General features: G+C 66.3%; 23 protein-coding genes, 1 tRNA gene and 1 other annotated feature. Of the genes, 12 read left to right on the forward strand and 12 right to left on the reverse strand.

Features of this window, described 5'->3' with window-relative positions:
- Nucleotides 1-10 precede the first annotated feature (10 nt).
- Nucleotides 11-418, reverse strand: coding sequence for an SgcJ/EcaC family oxidoreductase (locus tag AADI75_RS05800; RefSeq protein WP_341208096.1), 408 nt, complete (start codon nucleotides 416-418; stop codon nucleotides 11-13).
- Nucleotides 415-1,686: a GGDEF domain-containing phosphodiesterase gene (locus AADI75_RS05805; protein WP_341208097.1), complete on the reverse strand. Its 1,272-nt coding sequence runs from the start codon at nucleotides 1,684-1,686 to the stop codon at nucleotides 415-417. The genes AADI75_RS05800 and AADI75_RS05805 overlap by 4 nt, the downstream gene beginning before the upstream one ends.
- A 110-nt stretch (nucleotides 1,687-1,796) precedes the next feature.
- Here AADI75_RS05805 and moaA point away from each other — a divergent pair, with 110 nt between their 5' ends.
- The 3 genes from moaA (at nucleotide 1,797) to AADI75_RS05820 (ending at nucleotide 3,734) form a co-directional block, all read left to right on the forward strand.
- A complete protein-coding gene (gene moaA / locus AADI75_RS05810) occupies nucleotides 1,797-2,807 on the forward strand; it encodes a GTP 3',8-cyclase MoaA (RefSeq protein WP_341208098.1) in 1,011 nt (336 codons plus the stop codon).
- Nucleotides 2,804-3,583 (forward strand): NAD kinase, encoded by a 780-nt coding sequence (locus tag AADI75_RS05815; protein WP_028965696.1) that lies wholly within the window; start codon nucleotides 2,804-2,806, stop codon nucleotides 3,581-3,583. Before moaA ends, AADI75_RS05815 begins: the two co-directional genes overlap by 4 nt.
- 76 nt (nucleotides 3,584-3,659) lie before the next feature.
- A tRNA-Asn gene (locus tag AADI75_RS05820) sits at nucleotides 3,660-3,734 on the forward strand.
- A 154-nt stretch (nucleotides 3,735-3,888) separates the two neighbouring features.
- Here the strand turns inward: AADI75_RS05820 and AADI75_RS05825 are convergent.
- Nucleotides 3,889-4,140 carry a hypothetical protein gene (locus AADI75_RS05825; protein ID WP_341208099.1) on the reverse strand — a complete coding sequence of 84 codons (252 nt, stop codon included), beginning with the start codon at nucleotides 4,138-4,140 and terminating at the stop codon, nucleotides 3,889-3,891.
- A gap of 197 nt (nucleotides 4,141-4,337) precedes the next feature.
- Here AADI75_RS05825 and AADI75_RS05830 point away from each other — a divergent pair, with 197 nt between their 5' ends.
- On the forward strand, nucleotides 4,338-4,946 hold the full coding sequence (locus tag AADI75_RS05830; protein WP_341208100.1) for a hypothetical protein: 609 nt from the start codon (nucleotides 4,338-4,340) through the stop codon (nucleotides 4,944-4,946).
- 67 nt (nucleotides 4,947-5,013) lie between these two features.
- On the opposite strand, the gene AADI75_RS05835 is transcribed toward AADI75_RS05830, so the two are convergent.
- Both AADI75_RS05835 and gluQRS read right to left on the reverse strand, forming a co-directional pair.
- Nucleotides 5,014-6,498, reverse strand: a complete 1,485-nt coding sequence (locus tag AADI75_RS05835; protein WP_341208101.1) for a SulP family inorganic anion transporter — start codon at nucleotides 6,496-6,498, stop codon at nucleotides 5,014-5,016.
- A 66-nt stretch (nucleotides 6,499-6,564) separates the two neighbouring features.
- Nucleotides 6,565-6,620, reverse strand: a sequence feature (sul1 is cis-regulatory element that is thought to sense ions involved in sulfur or methionine metabolism; They are found in Alphaproteobacteria).
- Between the two features lie 191 nt (nucleotides 6,621-6,811).
- On the reverse strand, nucleotides 6,812-7,618 hold the full coding sequence (gene gluQRS, locus AADI75_RS05840; protein ID WP_341208102.1) for a tRNA glutamyl-Q(34) synthetase GluQRS: 807 nt from the start codon (nucleotides 7,616-7,618) through the stop codon (nucleotides 6,812-6,814).
- Between the two features lie 76 nt (nucleotides 7,619-7,694).
- On the opposite strand from gluQRS, the gene AADI75_RS05845 reads away from it, so the two are divergent.
- Genes AADI75_RS05845 through AADI75_RS05855 form a run of 3 tightly spaced genes read left to right on the forward strand, consistent with a single transcriptional unit; the run spans nucleotide 7,695 to nucleotide 10,754 of the window.
- The gene (locus AADI75_RS05845; protein WP_341208103.1) at nucleotides 7,695-9,755 is read left to right on the forward strand and encodes a S9 family peptidase; all 2,061 of its coding nucleotides are present in this window, start codon (nucleotides 7,695-7,697) and stop codon (nucleotides 9,753-9,755) included.
- Between the two features lie 49 nt (nucleotides 9,756-9,804).
- Nucleotides 9,805-10,368: a DedA family protein gene (locus tag AADI75_RS05850; RefSeq protein WP_341208104.1), complete on the forward strand. Its 564-nt coding sequence runs from the start codon at nucleotides 9,805-9,807 to the stop codon at nucleotides 10,366-10,368.
- Nucleotides 10,365-10,754, forward strand: a complete 390-nt coding sequence (locus tag AADI75_RS05855; protein ID WP_341208105.1) for an acyl-CoA thioesterase — start codon at nucleotides 10,365-10,367, stop codon at nucleotides 10,752-10,754. Before AADI75_RS05850 ends, AADI75_RS05855 begins: the two co-directional genes overlap by 4 nt.
- Nucleotides 10,755-10,961: 207 nt before the next feature.
- Here the strand turns inward: AADI75_RS05855 and tal are convergent, their stop codons facing one another.
- From tal to AADI75_RS05875, 4 genes are all read right to left on the reverse strand, one after another.
- The gene (gene tal, locus AADI75_RS05860; RefSeq protein ID WP_341208106.1) at nucleotides 10,962-12,071 is read right to left on the reverse strand and encodes a transaldolase; all 1,110 of its coding nucleotides are present in this window, start codon (nucleotides 12,069-12,071) and stop codon (nucleotides 10,962-10,964) included.
- A 105-nt stretch (nucleotides 12,072-12,176) separates the two neighbouring features.
- Nucleotides 12,177-14,246, reverse strand: a complete 2,070-nt coding sequence (gene tkt / locus AADI75_RS05865) for a transketolase (protein ID WP_341208107.1) — start codon at nucleotides 14,244-14,246, stop codon at nucleotides 12,177-12,179.
- A gap of 69 nt (nucleotides 14,247-14,315) precedes the next feature.
- Nucleotides 14,316-14,990 carry a ribose-5-phosphate isomerase RpiA gene (gene rpiA, locus AADI75_RS05870; protein WP_341208108.1) on the reverse strand — a complete coding sequence of 225 codons (675 nt, stop codon included), beginning with the start codon at nucleotides 14,988-14,990 and terminating at the stop codon, nucleotides 14,316-14,318.
- A 37-nt stretch (nucleotides 14,991-15,027) separates the two neighbouring features.
- Nucleotides 15,028-15,330, reverse strand: coding sequence for a hypothetical protein (locus tag AADI75_RS05875; RefSeq protein ID WP_341208109.1), 303 nt, complete (start codon nucleotides 15,328-15,330; stop codon nucleotides 15,028-15,030).
- Nucleotides 15,331-15,489: 159 nt separating this feature from the next.
- Here AADI75_RS05875 and uvrA point away from each other — a divergent pair, with 159 nt between their 5' ends.
- The 4 genes from uvrA to AADI75_RS05895 all read left to right on the forward strand — a co-directional run bounded on the left by uvrA (nucleotide 15,490) and on the right by AADI75_RS05895 (nucleotide 21,710).
- Nucleotides 15,490-18,393, forward strand: a complete 2,904-nt coding sequence (uvrA, locus tag AADI75_RS05880) for an excinuclease ABC subunit UvrA (RefSeq protein ID WP_341208110.1) — start codon at nucleotides 15,490-15,492, stop codon at nucleotides 18,391-18,393.
- 275 nt (nucleotides 18,394-18,668) lie between these two features.
- The gene (gene drt2, locus AADI75_RS05885) at nucleotides 18,669-19,997 is read left to right on the forward strand and encodes an antiviral reverse transcriptase Drt2 (RefSeq protein ID WP_341208111.1); all 1,329 of its coding nucleotides are present in this window, start codon (nucleotides 18,669-18,671) and stop codon (nucleotides 19,995-19,997) included.
- 118 nt (nucleotides 19,998-20,115) lie between these two features.
- Nucleotides 20,116-21,267, forward strand: coding sequence for a hypothetical protein (locus tag AADI75_RS05890; RefSeq protein ID WP_341208112.1), 1,152 nt, complete (start codon nucleotides 20,116-20,118; stop codon nucleotides 21,265-21,267).
- On the forward strand, nucleotides 21,264-21,710 hold the full coding sequence (locus AADI75_RS05895; RefSeq protein ID WP_341208113.1) for a DUF3597 domain-containing protein: 447 nt from the start codon (nucleotides 21,264-21,266) through the stop codon (nucleotides 21,708-21,710). Before AADI75_RS05890 ends, AADI75_RS05895 begins: the two co-directional genes overlap by 4 nt.
- Nucleotides 21,711-21,791: 81 nt before the next feature.
- Here AADI75_RS05895 and AADI75_RS05900 read toward each other — a convergent pair whose 3' ends face one another.
- On the reverse strand, nucleotides 21,792-22,061 hold the full coding sequence (locus AADI75_RS05900; RefSeq protein ID WP_341208114.1) for a BolA family protein: 270 nt from the start codon (nucleotides 22,059-22,061) through the stop codon (nucleotides 21,792-21,794).
- A gap of 45 nt (nucleotides 22,062-22,106) precedes the next feature.
- Between AADI75_RS05900 and AADI75_RS05905 the strand changes: the two genes are divergently transcribed.
- The gene (locus AADI75_RS05905) at nucleotides 22,107-22,700 is read left to right on the forward strand and encodes a J domain-containing protein (RefSeq protein ID WP_341208115.1); all 594 of its coding nucleotides are present in this window, start codon (nucleotides 22,107-22,109) and stop codon (nucleotides 22,698-22,700) included.
- A 4-nt stretch (nucleotides 22,701-22,704) separates the two neighbouring features.
- Here AADI75_RS05905 and AADI75_RS05910 read toward each other — a convergent pair whose 3' ends face one another.
- Together AADI75_RS05910 and AADI75_RS05915 are read right to left on the reverse strand one after the other, a co-directional pair.
- Nucleotides 22,705-23,274 carry an ATP-dependent Clp protease proteolytic subunit gene (locus AADI75_RS05910; RefSeq protein ID WP_341208116.1) on the reverse strand — a complete coding sequence of 190 codons (570 nt, stop codon included), beginning with the start codon at nucleotides 23,272-23,274 and terminating at the stop codon, nucleotides 22,705-22,707.
- A gap of 180 nt (nucleotides 23,275-23,454) precedes the next feature.
- Nucleotides 23,455-24,891, reverse strand: a 1,437-nt coding sequence (locus AADI75_RS05915) for an FAD-binding protein (RefSeq protein ID WP_341208117.1), incomplete at its 5' end; no start/stop codon positions are given.

The raw sequence follows: 24,891 nt of genomic DNA on the forward strand, positions 1-24,891 counted from the left end.
GGGATACCGCTTAGCTGCTGTGGTCGGAAATGATCTTCCAGCCGTCCTTGCGGCGCTCGAACAACAGGGTCGTCAGCCCGGTCTGCGGCGCGCCGCTCGCCGGCGTCAGCGTCCAGCGCGCGACGTGCAGCACATGGACCGCGCTCAACGTGCGCCACGCCAGCGGCTGGAAGCTCAGCCGTCCGCGCGTATTGCCGCCATTGGCGAAGCTCTTGGCATAGCGTTCGGCGATCGCCGGCTTGCCGCGCACCACCTTGTCGCCCGCCACGTACACTGCGTCGGGGGCGTAGATGGCGGTGGAGCGCGCCAGGTCGCCGGCGTTCCAGCCCGCGGCGCTGTCCGCCATCGCGGTGTCGATCGCCGCCTGCGGGGTGGCGGTGGCGGCCGCCACCGCGATCAGCGCCGGAACGATCGTCATTTCTTCTTGCCCCCCTTCACCTGCCCCGACCGCACCAGATCGACCAGCGCGGCATCGTCCAGCGGCCCGGCACACAGGAACCCCTGATAGAAGGTGCAGCCGCGCGCCGCGAGCAATTGCCGCTGCGCCTCGGTTTCCACCCCCTCGGCGATCGTCTCCAGCCCCAGACCCTCGGCGATGCCCAGCACGCCCTGCAACACCACCCGGTTCCTGGCGTCGCTGACCGCCGCGGTGGTCAGGCTGCGGTCGATCTTGATGTAATCGAGCGGCAGCGTCGCGACATAGGACAGGCTGGAATAGCCGGTGCCGAAATCGTCGAGCGCCACGCGGCAGCCGGCGGCGCGCAACGCCGCCAGCGCGACGCCCGCGGCGCGAAGGTTGTCGATCATCGCGCCCTCGGTCACCTCGGCGGTGACGCGCCCCGGCGCGATCCCCGCCTCGTGCACGCGCGCCAGGAAACGGCTGACGAACGGCGTGCGCGACAGATCGGTGGCGGTGACGTTCACCGCGATCCGCAATCCCGACAGCGCATCGGGCCAGTCGGCGGCGCGGCGCAGCGCCAGCGCCTGGACGTGATCGGACAGCGCCACCCCCAGCCCGGCACGATCGGCGGCGGCGAGCAGCGTTTCCGCGCCCAGCTCGCCCAGCCGGGGATGATGCCAGCGCGCCAGCGCCTCGACGCCGACGATCCGCCCCTCGATCAGATGCACCTGCGGCTGGAAGCGGACATCGATCTCCTGTCGCTCCATCGCGCGGTGCAGGTCGGCGGCGAGCGCGGCGATCGGCACCCCGCTGCCCTCGGTCGCCACGCGCGTCGTCACGCCTTCGCTGGCGCGGGCATGCGCCAGCGCCTCGGCCGCGCGGCGCAGCAGATGGTCGAGCTCTTCGTGATCCACCTGCCGCGCCACGCCGATCCGCGCGCCCAGATGAATCGTCTCGTTGCCGATCGTAAACGGCTGCTCCAGCGCGCGCTCGACCGCATCGACCGCGGCATCGCCGACCTGTGCGTCGCCCGCAACGACGATCGTGAAAGTCGCCCCGCTGCGAACCGCGGCGCTGCGATAATCCGCCAGCGCCTCGCTCAGCCGCTCGTCGATCGCCTCCACCAGCTGGTCGCCCGTCGTCCGCCCGTATGCGGCGTTGACGATCTCGAAACTGGTCGGCGCGGCGGTGATCGCGGTGACGCCGTGATCCGCCGACGAGGCAAGCTGCACCTGTTGCTCGCTGGCGGTCCGCTCACCCCGGCGGCGCCCGGCGGCGCGTTGCATGGTTCGTGTCTGACGCTCCATATTGCCGCTCGTAAGCGGTGGCGCGCGACGCGGCAATCCGATCTTGCCGGGCAGTGAACGACTCAATAGCTTCGCGCGTTGTGACGGCAATGATCGAAACCAGCAGCACGGCCGCGCCGCTCATCGACGGCTTCGGCCGCACCATCCGATACTTGCGCGTGTCGGTGACCGATCGCTGCGACCTGCGCTGTCGCTATTGCATGGCGGAACACATGACGTTCCTGCCGCGCGAAAAAATTGCGACGCTCGAGGAATTGGCGATCATCGCCGAGCGCTTCGTCGCCCGCGGGGTGCGCAAGGTGCGGCTGTCGGGCGGCGAGCCGCTGGTGCGGCGCGACGTGCTGCAACTGGTGCAGCGGCTCGGCCGGCACGTCGGCGGGGCGCTCGACGAGCTGACGATGACCACCAACGGCACGCGGCTGCGCGACCATGCCGCGGCGCTCCGCGACGCCGGGCTGCGGCGACTGAACGTTAGCCTCGACAGCCGCGATCCCGAACGCTTCCGTCACATCACCCGCCACGGCGACGTGGCGCAGGTTCTGGACGGCATCGCCGCCGCGCGCGACGCCGGACTGGCGATCAAGATCAACATGGTCGCGCTGAAGGGCGTGAACGAGGACGAGATTGCGACGATGCTCGGCTGGTGCGTCGCCGAGGGGCACGACCTCACGCTGATCGAGACGATGCCGCTCGGCGCGGTCGATGAGGATCGCACCGACCGCTTCCTGCCGCTGACCGTGGTGAAGGAGCGGCTGGACACGCACTTCGCGCTGGAGCGCGACGCGGCACAGACCGGCGGTCCGGCGCGCTATTGGCGCGTCGACGGCGGCGCGACGCGGCTGGGGCTGATCTCGCCCCTCACGCAGAATTTCTGCGACGGGTGCAACCGCGTGCGGCTGACCACCGAGGGCCGGCTGTACACCTGCCTCGGCCACGACGATCATCGCGACCTGCGCGCGGCGCTGCGCGACGGCGGCGTCGCCGCACTCGACGCCGCGATCGAGGATGCGCTGACCACCAAGCCGCGCCGCCACGATTTTCGCATCGGCCGCGACGAAGGCCCGGCGGTCGCACGGCATATGAGCGTCACCGGCGGATGACGACCTATCCCCGGCGGGCGCTGGTCGCCTCGCCCACCGCCCCCGCGCAGGCCGCGCGCGCCGAACTCGCCGATGCGTGGGACTGGTGCCCGCTGGAGGAGGCCGATCTGGTCGTGGCGCTCGGCGGCGACGGCTTCATGCTCCAGACGCTGCACCTGCTGCTGGAACGGCGGCGCGCGATCGTCCCGGTGTTCGGGATGAATCTCGGCACCGTCGGCTTCTTGATGAACGAGTGGCGCCGCCACGATCTCGACGGCCGGATCGAGCGCGCGCGCGCGTTCAAGGTGACGCCGCTGACCGCGACCGCGACCGGCTTCGACGGCAGCCTCCACACCCTGCCCGCGATCAACGAGGTGTCGCTGCTGCGCGAGACAAGGCAGACCGCCAAGCTGGAGGTGCGGATCAACGACCGCATCGTGCTCGACGAGCTGTCGTGCGACGGCATCCTGGTCGCCACGCCCGCCGGCTCGACCGCCTACAACCTCTCGGCACACGGGCCGATCCTGCCGCTCGGCTCGCAGATGCTGGCGCTCACCCCGATCAGCGCGTTTCGCCCGCGGCGCTGGCGCGGCGCGATCCTGCCCGACAAGACGCGCGTGTCGCTGCGCGTGCTGGACGCGGGCAAGCGCCCGGTCTCCGCGGTCGCCGACCAGCGCGAGGTGCGCAACGTCGCGCAGGTCGACATCGCAATGGACCGCGCGCGCGAGCTGACGTTGCTGTTCGATCCCGAGCACGCGCTCGATGATCGCATCACGATGGAGCAGTTCGTCGCATAAGTCGGAAAGATGAAATAAGGGTCTTGCGCACTGGAAATCCGGCTTTATAGACCCCCTCCACGACGTTGAACGACGTTCCCTGATAGCTCAGCGGTAGAGCTCTCGACTGTTAATCGAGCGGCCGTAGGTTCGAATCCTACTCAGGGAGCCACCTCTTTTCGCTGAAGCCACGCGCTTTCGATGATGCGAAAATCGAGCTGCTGACGATTGTTTTCATCTTATCATGATGGTGCCGCTTGCCGGCGGTCGGCGGCTCACGGCACGCGAAACCCTCTCACGACAATCTTTCCGGCGAAGATCCCGCCTCACCCACCCTGCTGCGGCAAGCCCGAGTCCGATCGGCGCGTCCGCATCGCCTCGTCGGCCTCGTTCGCATTCGCCTTGTCGATCTGCGTCCATTCGGCGCGGGTATGGCACGTCTTCTTGGTAAATCGACTGCCCGTCACGCCCACTTCCTTGCAGACGCGCTGGTTCGGATCGACGGGCTTCGGCTCCCTGGCCGAAGCCAGCGCGGGGATCGCCAGCATCATCACCGTGACAGGCACCATCAGCTTCATCGAAACGTCCCCCGCGATGCGCATCGGATCGATGCTCCCGACGATCTTACGGCACCGTCCCGCCGCGCGACAATCGCCGTGACATAGCGTAGCTCGCCGCACTCCCGACAGCGGAGCGATTTCGTTCATCGCACGTTCCACTCATCTCGGCTATGCGACGGCTCGTCGCACCGCCCGGGTGCGTTGGAGAGTACGCCATGATGAAGAAGTTCGGCCGCTCAGCGATGGTGATGGCGCTGGCGGCCAGCACGACGCTGGTCGCGGCCTGCGCCACGGAAACCGCGTATCGGCCCGCCACGGGCAGCGGCTTCTACCGCACCGGCTACAGCGACCTGCGAATCGAGCCCAATCGCTACCGCGTCACGTTCGCCGGCAACACCGTAACCGATCGCGATGTCGTGGAACGCTATCTGCTGTTCCGCTCGGCCGAGCTGACGCTGCAGAACGGCTACGATTACTTCGTCATGGCCGATCGCGACACCGATCGTCAGGCACGCACCTATTCGACGCCCGGGTTCGGCGGCGGCTGGGGCCCCGGGTTCGGCGCGTTCGGCGGCGGTCTGTGGGGTCCGCGGTGGGGCTTCTACGGCCGCGGCTTCGGCTATCGCGCCTGGGACCCGTTCTGGGGCGGGCCGTGGGGCGGCTGGGGCGGCGGTCAGGACATCCGCACCGTCGACCGCTACGAGGCATCGGCCGAGATCGTGATGTTCAAGGGCACTCCGGATCGCGGCAACGTTCGCGCCTTCAACGCGCGTGCGGTCGTCGATTCGATCGGGCCGACGATCCGTCTGCCCAAGGCGTCCTAAGCCACCCATTCTGCCGGATGGCGAAAGGGTCATCGGTCCGGGTGACCGATGCCCCTTTTCTTTGCGGTCAATGCGGTACGGCGCCCAGCTCGAACCCGGTCTTGTCGTGCAGCGCGAAGCGATCGACCAGGTCGGCGCTCGCCTGATTATAGCCGACGATCTCCACGCTCGCCCCCTCACGCCGCAGCCGCGCGACGATCTTGTCGAGCGCCGCGACCGCCGAGATGTCCCAGAAATGTGCGGCGGACACGTCGATCACCACCGACTGCCCGCCCTCCGCCGCAAAGGCGCGCGTGAACAGGTCGACCGAAGCAAAGAAGATCTCGCCGCGCACCCGGTAGCGGACCGGATCGCCCGCGATGCGCTCGACCGCGAACATCCGCCGCACTTTCCCCGCAAAAAAGATCCCTGAGAGCAGCACCCCCGCCGCCACACCCTGCGCCAGATCGCGGGTCGCGACGACGATCGCGACGGTGACGAGCATCACGATCGACGAGGTCGGCGGGTGTCGGCGCAAATTCGGGATCGCGTTCCAGCTGAAGGTGCCGATCGACACCATCACCATCACCGCGACCAGCGCCGGCATTGGCACGCGCCCGACCACCGGCCCGAGAACCGCCAGCAGGAACAGCAGGAACGCGCCTGCGATCAAGGTCGACAGCCGCTTGCGTCCGCCCGAGGTGACGTTGATCACCGACTGCCCGATCATCGCGCAGCCGCCCATCCCGCCGACCAGCGCGGCGGCGATGTTCGCGCCGCCCTGCCCCATGCACTCGCGACGCTTGTCGCTCTCGGTGTCGGTCATGTCGTCGACGATCTGCGCGGTCAGCATCGATTCGAGCAGCCCGACCGCCGCCATCGTCAGCGAATAGGGTAGGACGATCCGCAGCGTTTCCAGCGTCAGCGGTACCTGCGGCAGCACGAGCGACGGCAGCCCCTCTGGCAGCCGCCCCATGTCGCCGACGGTGCGCACCGGCAGGTCGAGCGCGACCGCCAGCACCGTCAACACCACGATGGCAACCAGCGGCGACGGCACCGCCCTGGTCACGCGCGGCAGCAGGTAGATGATCGCCAGCCCGCCCGCGACAAACGCATAGCTGTGCCAGCTCACGCCGGTCAGCTGCGGCAATTGCGCCATGAAGATGAGGATCGCCAGCGCGTTGACGAAGCCGGTGATGACCGAGCGCGAGACGAACTGCATCAGCAGGTCGAGCCGCAGCAGCCCGGCGACGATCTGGAGAACGCCCATCACGATCGTCGCGGCGAACAGATAGTCGACACCATGCTCGCGGACCAGCGGCGTCACGACGACCGCGACCGCGGCGGTCGCGGCGGAGATCATCGCCGGTCGCCCGCCGAGCAGCGAAATGATGATGGCGATCGCGATCGAGGCATAAAGCCCGACGCGCGGATCGACCCCGGCGATGATCGAAAAGCCGATCGCCTCGGGGATCAGCGCGAGCGCGACGACGACACCGGCGAGCACCTCGCGACGCGCCTCGCCCGCATCCGCGCACCACGCGGATCGGAAATGGGAAAAGATGTTGGTCATGAGCCTGTTGAAACCACAACACGCATCGGCGCCCACTACGGACGCTGAGTTCGAACGATACGTGAAGGTTGCCCGGCGGATCGGCGGCCGGGATAGCCACCCGGAGTTGCACCGGGTCCATGCGGATGCCGGTGCCCATAGGCGAAGCCGGTCCGCCGCGGCAAGACCCGAAGCCACCGTTGCCCAAGCGAAGGCAGGGCCATGTCTGTAGAGTGGATGGAAAAGGCCGACATACATCGACCCACCCATGTGTCACACCGTTCACTAAGCCGCCGCAGCCATAGGCTCCTGCCGCGGCAGCGGCGACGCCGCTCTACCCGATCACCCCCGCGCGCAACTTCGCTGCCACCTCGCGCCCGTCCACCCCCGCCTCGCGCATCACCGCCAGCGTCGGCGCGCCATGCCGCTTGGCCAACCGCGCGCCATCCTCCCCCACCAGCAACGCGTGATGCCACCACCGCGGCACCGGCAACCCCAATAACGCCTGCAACACCCGGTGCACATGCGTCGCCTCGAAAAGATCGCGCCCGCGCACCACGTCGGTCACGCCCTGCGCGGCATCGTCGACCGTCACCGCCAGATGATAGCTCGCCGGCGCATCCTTGCGCGCCAGCACGATATCGCCCTGCGCCAGCGCCGCGTTCGCCACCGTCTCCCCATGATCGGTCCACGACAGGTCGCCGCAGCGCGCCATCGCCGCCGCCATATCCAACCGCCAGCAATGCGGCGCATCCCGCTCCGCCACATGGCGACACGTTCCGGGGTAGACCGCCACCGCCCCATGCGGCGCGCTCAGCGCCTCCGCGATCTCCGCACGCGTGCAATAACAACGATATAACAGGCGCATCTCACGCAACCGTGCAAGCGCGGCGGCATAGACGTCCAGCCGCGCCGACTGGAACACGATCTCCCCGTCCCACGTCAGCCCCAGCCAGCGCAGGTCCGCGACGATCGCCGCGACATGCTCGGGCCGGCTGCGCGTTCCGTCGATATCCTCGATCCGTAGCAGGAACCGCCCGCCCCGCTCGCGTGCGAAATCATGCGCCAGGATCGCCGAAAAGGCATGGCCCATATGCAGACGCCCGGTCGGCGATGGCGCAAAACGGGTGACGACGCTCATGCCGCGCGCTGTGCGCCGAGCCGCGCGCGCGGACAAGAGGGTGACGTTTGGCGATATCGCGCGTTAGGAAGCGCCTATGACCGAACCCACGCCCCCCGTCGCCGCCACCCGCCCGCACCGCTTCACGATGCACGGCATCACGATCGACGATCCCTGGGCCTGGCTGAAGGACCCGAACTACCCCGACGTCACCGACAAGGACGTTCTCGCCTATCTCGAGGAAGAGAACGCCTATTTCGAGGCGCAGATGGCGCCGCACCGCCCCTTGGTCGACCGCCTCTACGAAGAGATGAAGGCACGCATCAAGGAGGACGAAAGCAGCGTTCCGCAGAAGGACGGCGACCACCTCTACTGGACCGCCTTCGAGACCGGCGGCCAGTATCGCAAATGGTGGCGCAGGCCGGTCGCGGGCGGCCCTGACGAGCTGCTGCTCGACGAACCTGCACTGGCGGAGGGAAAGGAATATTTCCGCCTCGGCGCCTTCTCCGTCTCGAACGATGCGAGCAAGCTTGCCTATGCCATTGACGACAATGGCTCGGAGCGGTTCACGATCCACGTCAAGGACCTGACCACCGGCGAACTGCTTCCCGATACGATCCCCGGCATGTTGTCCGAGATCGTCTGGACTGCCGACGACAGCGGCTTCCTTTACGGGCTCGCCAACAAGGAATGGCGCACCGACAACGCGCGCGTCCACCGCCTCGGCACCGACCCGGCCGAAGACGTCGAGCTGTATCACGAGGATGACGAGGGCTATCGCGTCGCGGTCGGCGAGACCAGCGACCGCAAGTGGATCGTCATCGGCACCGGCGATCATGTCACCAGCGAGATCCGGCTGCTCCCCGCCAGCGACCCGTTCGCCGAACCGATCCTGATCGCACAGCGGCTGCCGGGACGTGAATATGACGTCGACACGCACGGCGACACCCTGTTCATCCACACCAACGACACCGATCCGATGTGGCGGCTGGTGACCGCGCCGATCACCGCACCCGGCGAATGGACCGAGCGGATCGCGCCTTCGCCACATTTCTACATGACCGGGGTCGAATGTTTCCGCGACTTCTTCATCGTCGAGGGGCGCGAGGACGGGCTCGATCAGATCGAGATCCACGCTTACGATCCCGCCGCCGCCCCACGCCGCATTCCCTTTCCGGAAGCAAGCTACGCTGCCGGGCTCGGCGACAATCCCGAATACGCACAAACGGTTCTGCGGCTCGGCTACGAGTCGATGGTAACGCCAGGCACCGTTTACGATTACGATACGGCGACCAGCCAGCTCACGACCCTGAAGGTCCAGGAGATCCCGAGCGGCTATGACGCAGCCAAATACGACACGCAGCGGCTGAAGATCACCGTGCGTGACGGCACCGCCGTGCCGGTGTCGATCGTCTATCCGCGCGATTTCCCCCGCGACGGCACGCGGCCGTTGTTCCTCTACGCTTATGGCGCCTACGGCCACGCGATCGCGCCGGGCTTCTCGACCGGCATCCTCAGCCTGCTCGACCGCGGCTTCGCTTATGCGATCGCGCACATCCGCGGTGGCGACGACCTTGGCCAGCAATGGTATCACGACGGCAAGCTCGAGAAGCGCACCAACACATTCAATGACTTCGTCGACGTTGCGAAGGGGCTGGTCGAACAAGGCTGGACCAGCGCAGGCCGGATCGCGATCGCCGGGCGCTCGGCTGGCGGCGAGCTGATGGGCGCGGTGGTCAACTCCGATCCGCAGCTATGGGGCGCGGTGATCGCCGACGTGCCGTTCGTCGACGTGCTCAACACGATGCTCGACGAGACGCTGCCGCTCACGCCGGGCGAATGGCCCGAATGGGGCAACCCGATCGAGGACGTGGCGGCGTTCGAGCTGATCCGCAGCTACTCGCCCTACGACAATGTAACGGCGCAAGATTATCCCCCGATGCTTATCTCGGGCGGCCTCAACGATCCGCGCGTGACCTATTGGGAGCCCGCCAAATGGGCCGCCAAGCTGCGCGCCACCAAAACCGATACCAACGTCCTGCTGCTCAAGACCAACATGGGCGCCGGGCACGGCGGCAAGTCGGGCCGGTTCGAGAGCCTGCGCGAGGCCGCCGAGGAACACGCCTTCGTGCTCTGGCAATTAGGGGTGGAGGGGTGACCCTCGTGCGCCGCGACGTCGTACATCCGGCAGCGAGCCGCCGACCCGCATGACGATCGAGGCGATCGTCGCGCGCTATGGCCTCGCCGCGCTCTTCGCGGGCGCGGCGCTGGAGGGCGAGGCCGCGGTGGTGGCCGGCGGCATCCTCGCGCACAAGGGACTGCTCTCGCTGCCGTTCGCGATGCTCGCCGCCGGGCTCGGCTCGTACACCGCGGATCAGGCGTGGTTCTACGCCGGCCGCCATTTCCGCGACCACAAATGGATCGCCGCCGCCCGCGCCAAGCCCGCCTTCGCGCGTGCCGTCGCCGCATTCGAGCGCCATCCGACCGCGTTCATCTTCGCCTTCCGCTTCCTCTATGGCCTGCGCACCGTCAGCCCGATCGCGATCGGCTCGACCCACGTCTCGGCGCGGCGCTTCGCGCTCGTCAACGGCGTGTCGGCGGCGTGCTGGGCGGTGCTGTTCACGGGAATCGGCTTTCTCTTCGGGCACGGCTTCGAGCAATTGCTCGGCCGGATCGTCGCCGACCGACGTCTGTGGTGGATGGTCGGCGCGCTGATCGCCACGGGAATCGCGTTCGCCGGCTGGCGCTGGTACAAGGCGCATCACGCATGAGCTTCACCCGGACCTTTACTGCGCAGCCCGCCGACATCGACGAGCTCGGCCACGTCAACAATGCCGTCTGGGTGCGCTGGATCCAGGACTTGTCGGTCGCGCATTGGGCGGCGATCGCGCCTGCGGAACATCAGGCGGCCTATGTCTGGATGATCACCCGCCACGTCATCGATTATCGCGGCAATGTGGTGGAAGGCGAGACGGTGACGGGCGAAACCTGGGTGCCGGACCCACCGCGCGGCGCGCGCTTCGACCGCCACTTCCGCTTCTTCGGCAGCGACGGCAAGCTGCGCGTCGAGGGCGTGACCACCTGGGCGCTGCTCGACCGGGCAAGCGGGCGATTGCTGCGCATTACCCCCGAGATCGCCGCGCCGTTCCTGGCGTAGCGCTCTCGTACGCCCACCCATCCGTTCGTCCTGAGGAGCGGCTGAGCCTGTCGAAGCTCCGTCTCGAAGGACACGCGCAACAACCGTGCCTCAAGACGCCATCTCGGCGATGCTGGATGGCTCCTCGGCACGAACGATGTAGGTGGGGCGAACGGGTGGCAGAAAGACGGAGGCCGTCACCAGCCCCCGCCCCTTCGGTTAGCAAAATCAGGCGTTTGCCGGCTGCTTCTCGCCAATCACCTTCAACAAATCGTCGAACGACTTGGAGAAGCTCGCCACGCCCTCCTCGACCAGCGTCTTCGTCACGCCGTCCAGATCGAGCCCCAGCCGCGCCTGCTCCTCGATCACCTGCCGCGCTTCGTCGACGCCCTGCGTCAAGGTCTGCGCGACCGTCCCGTGATCGCGGAACGCGTCCATGGTCTTCGGCGGCATCGTGTTGACCGTCTCCGGCCCGATCAGCTGGTCGACATACAAGGTATCGGGATAGTCGGGGTTCTTGGTGCCCGTCGACGCCCACAGCAGCCGCTGCGGCTGCGCGCCTTTGGCCGCCAGCTTCTGCCAGCGGTCCGATGCGATGAACTCCTGATACCAGGCATAGGCCAGCTTGGCGTTGGCGATCGCGACCTTGCCCTTCAGCGCCTTGGCCTCCTCGCCACCGACGCCGGCATCGATCGCATCGTCGATCTTGCTGTCGATCCGGCTGACGAAGAAGCTGGCGACGCTGGCGATCCGGTCGACGGACATGTCCTTCGACACGCGTTCTTCCAGCCCCTCGACATAGGCGAGCGCGACCTTCTTATACGCCTCGACCCCGAACAGCAGCGTGACGTTGACGTTGATCCCCTTCGCGATCGTGTCGCGGATCGCGCGCACGCCGTCGTCAGTGCCGGGAATCTTGATCATCAGGTTCGGGCGGTCGACCGCCTGCCACAGCCGCTCGGCCTCCTCGGCGGTCTCGGGACCCTTGAGCGCCAGATACGGCGACACTTCGAGGCTGACGTAACCGTCCTTCGCGTCGAGCCGGTCATAGACCGGGCGCAGCGTGTCGCACGCCGCCTGGATGTCCTTCACCGCCTGCGCTTCATAGCGCGCCATCGGCTCCGCGCCGGGGTTCGCCTTGTCGAACTCGGCGAAACCCGAGTCATAGGCGTCACCCGCGCCCATCGCTTTCTCGAAGATCGTCGGGTTGGAGGTGACCCCGGTCAGCCCGTCCTCGTCGACCAGCTTCTGCAAGCCGCCCTGCTCGAGGAACTTGCGGTCGACGAAGTCCAGCCACACCGCGGTGCCGGCGTTGCTGAGGTCCTGTAGCTTGCTCATCTGCTCTCTCCACGTCCGTCGCCCCTGCGCAGGCAGGGGCCCATGTCTCTCACCACGAACGGCGTCGCCAGCCGATATAGTGATCGGCCGGCGTCACCGCGACGATTACGCCATCGCTTCCTTCGCCACCTTCACGACATTGTCGACCGTGAAGCCGAACTTGTCCGCCAGCTTGGCGAGCGGGGCCGACGCACCGAAGGTCGACATCGTGATCTGCCGCCCTTCGTACCCGACATAGCGATCCCAGCCGAGCGACCCGGCCATCTCGATCGCGACCCGCGCCTTCACCGCCTTAGGCAGCACGCTTTCCTTGTACGCCGCATCCTGCAGCTCGTAGCGATACCAGCTCGGCATCGACACGACGCGCGCCTTCACGCCCTCGGCGACCAGCTTCTCATAAGCCTGCACCGCCAGCGACACTTCCGAACCCGTCGCGATCAGGATCACGTCCGGCGTCTCGTCGCCACCTGCCAGCACATAGGCGCCCTTCTCGACGCCGTCAGCGCTCGCATATTTGCTCCGGTCGAGCGTCGGCAGCGCCTGCCGCGACAGGATCAGCGCCGCCGGGGTGCTGGCATCCTTCATCACCGCGCGCCATGCCGCGGCAACCTCATTGGCGTCACCCGGGCGCAGCGTGTCGATCCCCGGGATCGCGCGCAGCGTCGCCAGATGCTCAATCGGCTGATGCGTCGGCCCGTCTTCGCCGACGCCGATCGAGTCGTGCGTGAACACCCACACCGCGCCGATCTCCATGATCGCCGACAGCCGCACCGGCGCACGCATGTAATCGAGGAAGACGAGGAAGGTGGAGCCGTAGGCGCGCAGGTGCGACAGCGCCATGCCGTTCACCACCGCCCCCATGCCATGCTCGCGCACGCCGAAGTGGAGGTTCGTGCCGCCGTAATTGTCGGCCTCGAACGACGGCGCGCCCTTGATGTCGGTCTTGGTCGACGGCGACAGGTCGGCCGAACCGCCGAGCAGCCACGGCACCTTCTTGACGATCGCGTTCAGCACCTTGCCGCCCGCGTCGCGGCTCGCGACGCCCTTTTCGTCGGCGTCGAACGTCGGAATCTCGCTGTCCCAGCCCTCGGGCAGCTCGTCCTTGAGCAACAGGTCGAGTTCCGCCGCCAGATCAGCGTGTTCGCTGCGATACTTGTCGAACAAGGCGACCCATTCGTCGCGCGCCTTGCCGCCGCGGTCCTTCACCGCCTTGCCGAACGCGTCCTTCACGCCGTCGGGCACGAAGAAATCCTCGGCCGGCCAGCCATAGGCTTCCTTGGTCTTGGCGATATTCTCGGCACCCAGCGGCTCGCCATGCGCCTTCTCGCTGCCGGCGCGCGGGGAACCCCAGCCGATCACCGACTTCACGACGATCAGCGTTGGCGCTTCGGTTTCCTCGCGGAACGAGTCAAGCGATTCGGTCAACGCCTTGATATCGTTGGCATCATCAACGTGGATGACGTTCCAGCCATAGGCATGGAAACGCGCGCCGACGTCCTCGTCGAACGCCAGATCGGTATCGCCCTCGATCGAAATCTGGTTGCTGTCGTAGATCCAGCATAGGTTGCTGAGCTTCAGATGCCCGGCGAGCGACGCCGCCTCCGACGACACGCCCTCCATCATGTCGCCGTCGCCGCACAGCACGTAGACGTCGTGGTCGAACAGCGCGAAGCCCGGACGGTTGTAGCGCGCCGCCAGCCAGCGCTCGGCGATCGCCATGCCCACCGAATTGCCGCAGCCCGCGCCCAGCGGCCCGGTCGTCGTCTCGACGCCGGTGGTGTGGCGATATTCGGGGTGACCCGGCGTCTTGGACGAAAGCTGACGAAACTGCTTGATGTCGTCCAGCGACATCGCCGGCTTGCCACTCTTTTGACCGTCGGCGTCGATTTCCTCGACCCCGGCGAGGTACAGCAGCGAATATAGCAGCATCGAGGCATGGCCGACCGACAGCACGAAGCGGTCGCGGTTCGGCCAGTCGGCATGCGCCGGGTCGTAGCGGAGGAACTTCGTCCAGATCGTCCAGCCCACCGGCGCGAGCGCCATCGGCGTGCCGGGGTGGCCCGAATTGGCCTTCTGCACGGCATCCATCGACAGCGTGCGGATCGTATCGATCTGCAGCCGCTCCGGGCTGCCGTCCTCGTGGATACCGGCGGTCGAGCTGGCGGTGTCGGTCATGCAATCCTCATGTCGGGAGTCACGGGGTCGAACGCACCGGCGTGACGCCGGTTGCCGAGTCCGTTCCCCTTAACGGCTGACGTCGACGCGTTCCAGCCGCGTAACGATGCCGCGATCCGCGACATAGGTCGCATCCACCTCGTCGAGGAACAACCCGTGCCCGAGCACGCCGGGGGTGGCATCCAGCGCCGCCGCCAGCGAGGGCGCGTCGGGAAAGGCGATGAACCGCGCGTCGAGCACGAGGTTGCCGTTGTCGGTCACGCCGTCGCGCACCGTCACCGCCGCGTCGAGCATCGCCAGCCGATCGGCGACATAGCCACGCGCGAACGGCAGCACCTCGATCGGCAGCTTGGCCGCGCCGATCGCAGAAACCCGCTTCGAGGCATCGGCGATCACCACCATCCGCGTCGAGGCCGCCGCGACGATCTTCTCGCGCAGCATCGCCCCGCCCGCGCCCTTGATCGCCCACAGCCGGTCGTCGATCTCGTCCGCGCCGTCGATCGTCAGGTCGACGCGCGCGACCTCCGCGAAGTCGCGCACCACGATCCCCAGCGCAGTTGCCCGTTCGGCGCTGTCGACGCTCGTCGCGACCGCGGTCATCCGCAGCCCCTCCGCGACGCGCCGCCCGAGCGCCTCGATCGCGAAGCGCACCGTCGAACCCGTGCCGAGCCCGACCAGCATGTCGGGCTGCACCTCGGCCACCGCCGCCTCGGCGGCGGCGCGCTTGTCGTCGTCCTGGGTCATCGCCGCCTCAGTCCATCATCCCCGCAATGGTTGCGCGTCAGGGACGCGGCGCGAAGATCTTGCCGACCAGCAGCTCCGCCGCGCGCGCAAACGCCTCACCGGGCTCGGTGCGCGCCGCCTCGGGCTTTGCCGCATCGGGTTGCGCAGCCCGCTCCGCCGCCTTCGCCGCCTCGCGCGTCAGCGCCGCGGTCGCCACCGCGCCGACCACCGCGGCCAGCGCCTGCTTGCCGGCCGGGCCCTGCACCTGCTCGATCAGCTTCTCGCCGGCCTTGCGCAGTTCCTTGGGCACTTTGACCCCCAGCACTTCCTTGGGCAGCTTGCCCTTCTTCTTCTTCGCCATCGCGTCGCGCCTCCACACTGTGACAGGCATATAAGACACCGCAGCCGCGTCGCAACCGTCGCGCTGGCCGTGCGTCTTGCCGCAGTGCGGCACCCGCCCCACATCGCGCGCTCGCCGCCGGGCTGGACGCGGCCGAACAGATATGGAACAAACTCCCCTATGGCATTGACGACGATCTCCGTCCGCGGCGCGCGCGAGCACAACCTCAAGGACGTGAGCGTCGATATTCCGCGCGATACGCTGACGGTGATCACCGGCCTGTCGGGCTCGGGCAAGTCGAGTCTCGCGTTCGACACCATCTATGCCGAGGGGCAGCGCCGCTACGTCGAATCGCTGTCGGCCTATGCCCGCCAGTTCCTTGAGTTGATGCAGAAGCCCGACGTCGACCATATCGAGGGCCTGTCCCCCGCGATCTCGATCGAGCAGAAGACCACCAGCCGCAACCCGCGCTCGACGGTGGCCACCGTCACCGAGATCTACGACTACATGCGCCTGCTCTGGGCGCGCGTCGGAATCCCCTATTCCCCCGTCACCGGCCTGCCGATCGCGGCGCAGACCGTCAGCCAGATGGTCGACCGTGTGATGGCGCTGCCCGAGGGCACGCGGCTCTACCTGCTCGCGCCCGTCGTGCGCGGGCGCAAGGGCGAATATCGCAAGGAACTCGCCGAGTGGCAGAAGGCGGGCTTCACCCGCGTCCGCATCGACGGCACGATCCACGAGATCGACGAGGCCCCCGCGCTCGACAAGAAGTACAAGCACGATATCGAGGTGGTGGTCGATCGCCTCGCGGTCAATGAGAACGCCGCCACCCGCCTCGCCGACAGTTTCGAGACCGCGCTCAAGCTCGCCGACGGGCTCGCGTACATCGACCCCGCCGACCCGGTCGAGCCGCGCACCCCCGAAAGTGTCGTGCTCGGCGACCACGCCCCGCCGGGCCGCATCGTCTTCTCCGAAAAGTTCGCCTGCCCGGTCAGCGGCTTCACGATCGCCGAGATCGAACCGCGGCTCTTCTCGTTCAACGCCCCGCAGGGCGCGTGCCCGGCCTGCGACGGGCTCGGCGAGAAACTGGTGTTCGACGAGGACCTGGTCGTCCCCAACCACGAACTGTCGATCAAGAAGGGCGCGGTCGTCCCCTGGGCGAAATCCAACCCGCCCTCGCCGTATTACATGCAGGTGATGGCCAGCCTCGCGCGCGAGTTCGGCTTCTCGCTCGACACCCCGTGGAGCGAGCTGCACCCCGAGATCGCCGACAAGATCCTCTACGGCACCGAGGGCAAGGCGGTCACGCTCACCTTCATCGACGGCAAGAAGAGCTACGACGTCAAGAAGCCGTTCGAGGGCGTGATCGGCAACCTCAACCGCCGCCTGCTCCAGACCGAGAGCGCGTGGATGAAGGAGGAGCTGTCCAAATATCAGTCGAGCCAGCCGTGCGAAGTCTGCAAGGGCGCGCGGCTCAAGCCCGAGGCGCTGGCGGTCAAGATCGCCGGCGAGGACATCAGCCACGCCACCCGCATGAGCGTGGTCGACGCGCTCGCCTTCTTCACCGATCTCCCCAACCACCTCGGCGACCAGCAGCGCGCCATCGCCGAGCGAATCCTGAAGGAGATCATCGAGCGGCTCGGCTTCCTCAACAACGTCGGGCTCGACTATCTCAACCTCGACCGCACCAGCGGCACGCTGTCGGGCGGCGAGAGCCAGCGCATCCGCCTCGCCAGCCAGATCGGCAGCGGGCTGTCGGGCGTGCTCTACGTCCTCGACGAGCCCTCGATCGGCCTGCACCAGCGCGACAACGACATGCTGCTCGCCACGCTGCGGCGGCTGCGCGATCTCGGCAACACCGTGATCGTCGTCGAGCATGACGAGGATGCGATCCGCATGGCCGATTATGTGATCGACATGGGGCCGGGCGCGGGCGTCCACGGCGGACAGATCGTCGCGCAGGGCACCGTCAAGCAATTGCTCAAGAGCAAGACCTCGGTCACCGCCGACTATCTCAACGGCACACGACAAGTCCCGCTGCCCGACAAGCGCCGCAAGGGCTCGGGCAAGAAGCTCACCGTCCACAACGCCACCGCCAACAATCTGACCGGCGTCACCGCGTCGATCCCGCTCGGCACCTTCACCTGCATCACCGGCGTGTCGGGATCGGGCAAGTCGAGCTTCACGATCGACACGCTCTATGCCGCCGCGGCGCGCACGCTCAACGGCGCGCGCATCCTCGCGGGCAAGCACGACAAGATCACCGGGCTCCAGCATCTCGACAAGGTCATCGACATCGACCAGTCGCCGATCGGCCGCACCCCGCGCTCCAACCCCGCCACCTACACCGGCGCGTTCACGCAGATCCGCGACTGGTTCGCCGGGCTGCCGGAATCGCAGGCGCGCGGCTACAAGCCCGGGCGCTTCAGCTTCAACGTCAAGGGTGGACGGTGCGAGGCGTGCCAGGGCGACGGCGTGCTCAAGATCGAGATGCACTTCCTCCCCGACGTCTACGTCACCTGCGACGTCTGCCACGGCGCGCGCTACAATCGCGAGACGCTGGAGGTGAAGCACAAGGGGCACAGCATCGCCGACGTGCTCGACATGACCGTCGAGGACGCCGCGAGCTTCTTCGCCAACGTGCCGCCAATCCGCGACAAGATGGCGATGCTGGTCGAGGTCGGGCTCGGCTACGTCAAGGTCGGGCAACAGGCGACGACGCTGTCGGGCGGCGAGGCGCAGCGCGTCAAGCTCGCCAAGGAACTCAGCCGCCGCGCCACCGGCAACACGCTGTATATCCTCGACGAGCCGACCACCGGCCTGCATTTCGAGGACGTCCGCAAGCTGCTGGAGGTGCTTCACGCGCTTGTAGAGCAGGGCAACACTGTGGTGGTGATCGAGCACAACCTCGACGTCATCAAGACCGCCGACTGGATCGTCGACCTCGGGCCGGAAGGCGGCGTGAAGGGCGGCGAGATCGTCGCCGCCGGCACGCCCGAGGAGGTGGTGAAGGAACCGCGGAGCTTTACGGGGCGGTATCTGGCGCCGTTGTTGGGGAAGAAGAAACCTTTAGCGGCGGAATAATGTCGTTAACAAAAACTAACTGCCAAAGGTAACTTGCATTATTCCCGACAGATGCTAAGCAAGGGATGCCCTAAGCGTCTTGCTTGGGGGAGCTGCGTTAAGGACCGCAAGCGCGAACTTTCGCGCCGCGCGGATGATCGTTGAGACGTTGATCGTCAATTCGGTTTCTACTCCTGACAAGGCTGTGGTGATACCAGCATCTAAGATGCCATCATACCACACTAGGTAAGCAACGTACCGGCTAGACCGGAAGTCAGGTAAGTAACCCGGGGGAAATGGGACGCACGGTATCCTTTGCCCCCGGGTACGCACCCGAAGACGAGGATTTTGACCCGTCGTCGGACGACTTCATTTCACAAGAACGCAGTTATCGCCATTTTGACCGACCTGTGAGTGAGGCGGATCGAAGTGGAATTCGGCTGACAGAAGACGCAATTCTACGCAATTCCTTTTGGCCCTTACTTTCATTCAAGAAAGTTGAGCGTCGCGTTAAGCGCGACAAAAAATCGGGATCTGTCTCGTTTAAAGAGAAAATCCGAGAAATTAGATTCTGCTCGCATCAAGATGCGGCTTTATTAGAACGATACGCATCTTGGCTCTCAGAAAAGTACGAAGCCTCCTTAGTGTCGCAAGGACTTTCCCCGACCGTCCTCGCTTATCGCAAGGGAGTAGGCAACAATATCACTCAGGCCAAACTCTTATTCGACGAAATTCGTCGTAATGGCGATGTCATCGCCATTGCATTGGATATTAGCGGTTTTTTTGACAATATTCGACACGATGTCCTTCGAAATTCGCTCAATTTCGTAACACAAAGAACACCCCTATCGGCTGCCGATTTCAAGATATACAAGAGAATGACCCAATTTGAGTGGGTTGAAGCCGATGACATCGAGGTACGGCTCGCAGGAAAGAAGCGTCCAGCAGGTCGAATTTGTGACGCCTATCAATTTCGTTCGTTAATAAGGAAAAAAGGGGATAGCCTAATAAAAAGGAATTCGGCGCGATTTGGTATTCCGCAAGGAACACCGTTGTCGGGATTATACGCCAACATTTCCATGCTTTCGTTTGATAGCAAACTGCACGACCACTTTTCGGCTTGTGGAGCCCTTTATCGGCGGTATTCAGATGACATGGCGGTGATTCTACCTAAGGGCTCAGATCCTCAGAAGCATATACAATTTGTAGAAACCGAACTTCGCAAAATCGGCCTCTCGCTTAGCGACGCAAAAACAGAGATTAGCACGTTCGAACTCCAGCGAGATGGCCTAGTCAGTGACAAACCCTTCCAATACCTTGGGTTTACCTTTGATGGAAAAAAGACACTTATTCGACAGTCATCACTAAATCGGTACTACGCAAAGATGAAGTCAGGAGTCCTCGCCAAGGTTGTAGCCGCCAAGAAGAATAAGGTCCACCCATCAAATATTTACATGAGAGAGCTTTTTAGAAAATATACGCACTTCGGAAAATACAGAAACTTTCCTCGCTACGCATATCGCTCATCTATCGAACTTTCCTCCCCTCACATTCGCCGACAACTTTCAAATCATTTTGAAATTTTCAAAGAGATTGTTAGACTTACAATCGCCGCAGTATATTGAGTGGCGGTCTTGGCGTCGCAATCGCCATCTCACAGCGATCAACTTTTCAAATCAGGCTGTCCTACACCCTCCAACATAAGCCACCCTCCCGCACCCTTACCGCAGGAGGACACCGCGCATGACCGTCATGACCCCGATGGAAGGCATCACCGCCCCCGCCCGCCGTGCCCCGATGCCGCCCCCCGCCGTCACCCTCCTCACCGACACCACCCAATCCCGCCGCCACGACGGCTGGTCCGCCACCAACCAGCGTACCTTCCTCGAAGCAATCGCCGAGGGTCACGGCGTCGACGCCGCCTGCGCGCGCGTCGGGCTGTCCGCCACCTCCGCCTATGCCTTCCGCCGCACCGCCAAGGGCGCGGCGTTCGCGCTCGGCTGGCGCGCCGCGTCGCTCGTCGCGCGTGAGGTCGTCGCCGAGACGCTGATGGTCCGCGCGCTCCACGGCCAGACCGACACCTACACCCGCGCCGACGGCAGCGTCGTCACCCGCCACCGCCACGACAACCGCCTCGCGATGAGCCTGCTCTCGCGCCTTGATCGGCAGGTCGAGGCCGCCCCCGACACCGACGTAAAAGCCGCGCGGCTCGTCGCGCAGGAGTTCGACGCCTATCTCGATCTCGTCGCGGGAGGCGGTGGCGCCGCGCGCGCCGGGCTGTTCCTCGCACAGCGCAGCGGCGCCCTTGATGCGGGCGACGCCAGCGCCACCGACCTCGCCCCGCTCTACGCGCTCGCCGCCGCGGACCGCTTCGCGCGCACCGGCCACGCCAGCGCCGCCGACGTGCCCGTCGCCGATCTCGACCCCGCGCAGCGCCAGCACTGGAGCGCCGAGCAATGGGCGCGTGCCGAGGCCGCCGGGCTGATCGCCTTCGCCGCCCCGCCCGCGCCCGATCCGACCCCGCCGGCGTCTCAACATTCGCAACATTCGGCCCCGCCCGCCGATCCGGTGTGGTGGGACGATCAGGCGCAGGATTGGCGCACCTACTTCCCGCCGCCCGCGGATTTCCTCGGCATCGAGGACGGCGATCCCGCCGATCTCGACTACGAACGCTCGCTCACCGATGCCGAGGAGGCGCTGATGGGCGACGCGCCTTATGGCCCGGACGGGTCGATGCTCGCGGAACTGGCGGCCGAGCGCGACGCGTGGTTCGGTGCGCGGGCCGCCGCGCCGCGCGATGCCGCGCCCTCGTTGACCGACGAGACGCCTGAACCTTCGTGGTTCGCCGACGTTGCCCCCGCATCCCTCCACGACACAGGAACGCTTGCGACATGAGCATCTTCGGCGCGATCAAGAAGGCGATCTTCGGCGACCACGGCCCGCTCGGCGGCCAGTTCTCGGGCAAGAAGGACGCTCCGGCCGCTCCGGCCCCCGCCCCGGGCGCATCGACCGCCCCCGCGGCGCCCAGCCCCGCGCCCGCCCCGGCGGCCCCCGCCCCCGCGCCCACCGCGCAGGCACCGGTCGATGTCGAGGCGGTGCTGACCGGCATTGCGCAGCAGAAGGGCAACCCGGATCTCAACTGGCGGACGTCGATCGTCGATCTGATGAAGCTGCTCGATCTGGATTCAAGCCTCGCCAACCGCAAGGAACTGGCCACCGAACTCGGCTACACCGGTGAGAAGGACGGCTCGGCGGAGATGAACATCTGGCTCCACAAGGCGGTGATGCGCGAGCTGGAGAAGAGCGGCGGCACGGTGCCCGCCGCGCTCAAGGACTGACGGTCGAGCGGACGGCGACGTTCCATCGTCGCCGTCCACGTCAGGATAGTGGCGGAAACGGCCGATATAAAAGGTCGTAGGTCATTCGCCCGGTCCCTTCGCCTGGATGGCGAGCGCATGGATGCGCGCGGCGAGCAGATCGGCCAGCGCATGGTTGACGAGCCGCTGCCGCGCGACCCGCGACTGTCCGGCGAACGCCGCGCTCTCGACGATGACGCGGAAGTGGCTCTCGCCCGTCCCGTCGTCGCCGAGATGCCCGCGATGCTGCGCGCTTTCGTTGATGACCTCGAGCCGGGTCGGGGCGAGCGCGGTGGTCAGCCGCTGGGTGATCTCGGTAGCGATGTCCGTCATGCCACCCCATATAGCGCCCTTTCTGCGTCAAGCGACGAGTGAGTGGTGAAACCCCAGAACGATCGACCCCATACGCGTTTCCACGGCCGGGTGGCGGGCTCGGACAAGCCGTGCGCGCATCCCGGCTGCGCCGAGCCCGGCGAGTTCCGCGCGCCGCCGCTGGAGGGCGCCGGCGCGCACGACGGCCCGCCGCGCTTCCGCTGGTTCTGTCTCGACCATGTCCGCGCCTTCAACGCCGGCTACAATTACTTCGACGGCATGACCGCCGACGAGATCCATCAGGCGCAGCGCCCGCTGGCCGGCTGGGAGGGTGAAACGCGCGCCTTCTCGAAGACGCGGATGGGGGATCAGGGGCCGCGCTGGGCCGATTTTGCCGACCCGCTCGACGCGATCGGCGCGAAATATGCGCGCACGCCGCCGCGACCGAACGGCCGCCCGTTGTCGCAGGAAGATTGCCGCAGTCTGGACGCGCTCGGGCTGTCGCCCGACGCCGATCGCAGCGCGCTGCGCAAACGCTATTCGGAACTGGTCCGTCGCTACCACCCGGACCGCAACGGCGGCGACCGCACGCACGAGGCCGCCCTCCGCAAGGTCATCACGGCCTATCAGCACCTCCGCCGCGCGCCGGCTTTCGCGTGAGCGGTCAGATGATGTCGAGCACCAGCCCGAGATCGCGCGCCTCGTTCGCCTCGATGTACCAGTTGTTGGGCGCACGCTCCTTCAGGTCGTCGAGCGACACCTTGCTGCCGCGCACCAGGTCGGCAAAGCCTTCTTCCTGGATGCGGATCGAATCCTCGATCTCGTTGAGCTTGGCCTTGAGTACCGGTGCCAGCGTGTTGAGCGGACCGGAGAGCTGGATCGTCGAATTCATCAACCGCTCATGGATCATGATCCGCGAGTTGCGCGTCAGGAAGCGCTTGTCGACCGGGAAGGCGGACATGAACGTCGCCCCCGCCGAATAGACCGCGACCTTGCCGAGGAACAGCGCCTCGCGCCCGGTATACTCCCGCAACAGCCGGATCGAATCGCCCATCGCCCGCGCCATCTCCGGATCGCCACCCAGCGTGGTGATCGAAACGACGATCGGCCCGTCGCCCGGCGCGGCGGCGAGCTGGTCCTTGAAATTGGCATACATCATCTCGTCCACGGTGCCGTGGAGCTGGATGTGCGGCACCGCGAGCAGCGGATACGAACTGGCGTTGTTTTCGGTCATGCCGCGCCCAAACCATGAGCGGGCCGGCGGTTCCGTGGCTGTCCTACATCGCGGCGATGCGGTATCCCGAGCGCGACATTCGGCACACGCCCTTTCTCACTACCGCATCGCATCCGCCCGACCAATGCCCCGGACTTGCTCCGGGGCCCCGGCTCGCCGCCGGGGCGACGAAGAGCGTGCTTAGTAAACGCGCTTCTTCGGCTTGATGTACTCGACATCGTCGGTGAGCGTGTAGTCGTGCACCGGACGATAATCGATGTTCGTCGCACCGCCCTTGCCACCCCAGCCATCGAAGGTGGTGATGGTGTGTTTCATCCAGTTCGCGTCGTCGCGCTCGGGGAAATCCTCGTGCATGTGCGCGCCGCGGCTTTCCTTGCGGTTCTCCGCGCTCTTCATCGTCACGACCGCCTGGCCGATCAGATTGTCGAGTTCCATCGTCTCGACCAGATCGGTGTTCCAGATCAGCGAGCGATCCGCGACGCTGACGTCGTTCATGCCCTGATAGATCGTCTCGATCTTCGCGACGCCCTCGCTGAGCAATTCGCTGTCGCGGAACACCGCACAGTGGCGCTGCATCGTCCGCTGCATCTCGGCGCGCAGCTTGGCGGTCGGCGTGCCACCCGTGGCATGGCGGAAATGGTCGAGCCGGCCGAGCGCCATCTCTTCCGAGCCCTTCGGCAGCGGATTGTGCGGCGTGTTCGGCTTGAGCATCTCCTTGAGGCGCAAGCCGGTCGCGCGCCCGAACACCACCAGATCGATCAGCGAGTTCGAACCGAGCCGGTTCGCGCCGTGCACCGAAACGCACGCCGCCTCGCCGACCGCGAACAGCCCCGGCACCACCGAGTCCGGATCGCCGTCCTTCAGCCGAACGACCTCGCCGTGATAGTTACAGGGGATGCCGCCCATATTGTAATGGACGGTCGGCGTGACCGGCAGCGGCTGACGCGTCAGGTCGACGCCCGCGAAGATCTTGCCCGTCTCGGTGATCCCCGGCAGCCGCTCGTGCAGCACCTTGGGATCGATATGGTCGAGATGGAGGAAGATATGGTCCTTGTCCTTGCCGACGCCGCGGCCCTCGCGCATCTCCATCGCCATCGAGCGCGCGACGACGTCGCGGCTCGCCAGATCCTTGGCGGACGGGGCATAACGCTCCATGAAGCGCTCGCCCTCGGAGTTGGTGAGGTAACCGCCCTCGCCGCGCGCGCCCTCGGTGATGAGCACGCCCGCGCCATAGATGCCGGTCGGGTGGAACTGCACGAACTCCATGTCCTGCAAGGCGAGGCCCGCGCGCAGCGCCATGCCGTTGCCGTCGCCGGTGCAGGTGTGCGCCGACGTCGCCGACTGGTAGACGCGCCCGCCGCCGCCGGTCGCCAGCACGACCGAATGCGCGCGGAAGCGGTGGATCGAGCCGTCTTCCATGCACAGGGCGATCACGCCGCGGCACGCGCCATTCTCCATGATGAGGTCGAGCGCGAAATATTCGACGAAGAAGTCGGCGTCATACTTCAGGCTCTGCTGGTACAGCGCGTGCAGCATCGCATGGCCAGTACGGTCGGCGGCGGCGCAGGTGCGCTGCACCGGCGGGCCCTCGCCCATGTTCTGCATGTGCCCGCCGAA

The organism is uncultured Sphingomonas sp. (assembly GCF_964021865.1).
Lineage (GTDB): Bacteria > Pseudomonadota > Alphaproteobacteria > Sphingomonadales > Sphingomonadaceae > Sphingomonas.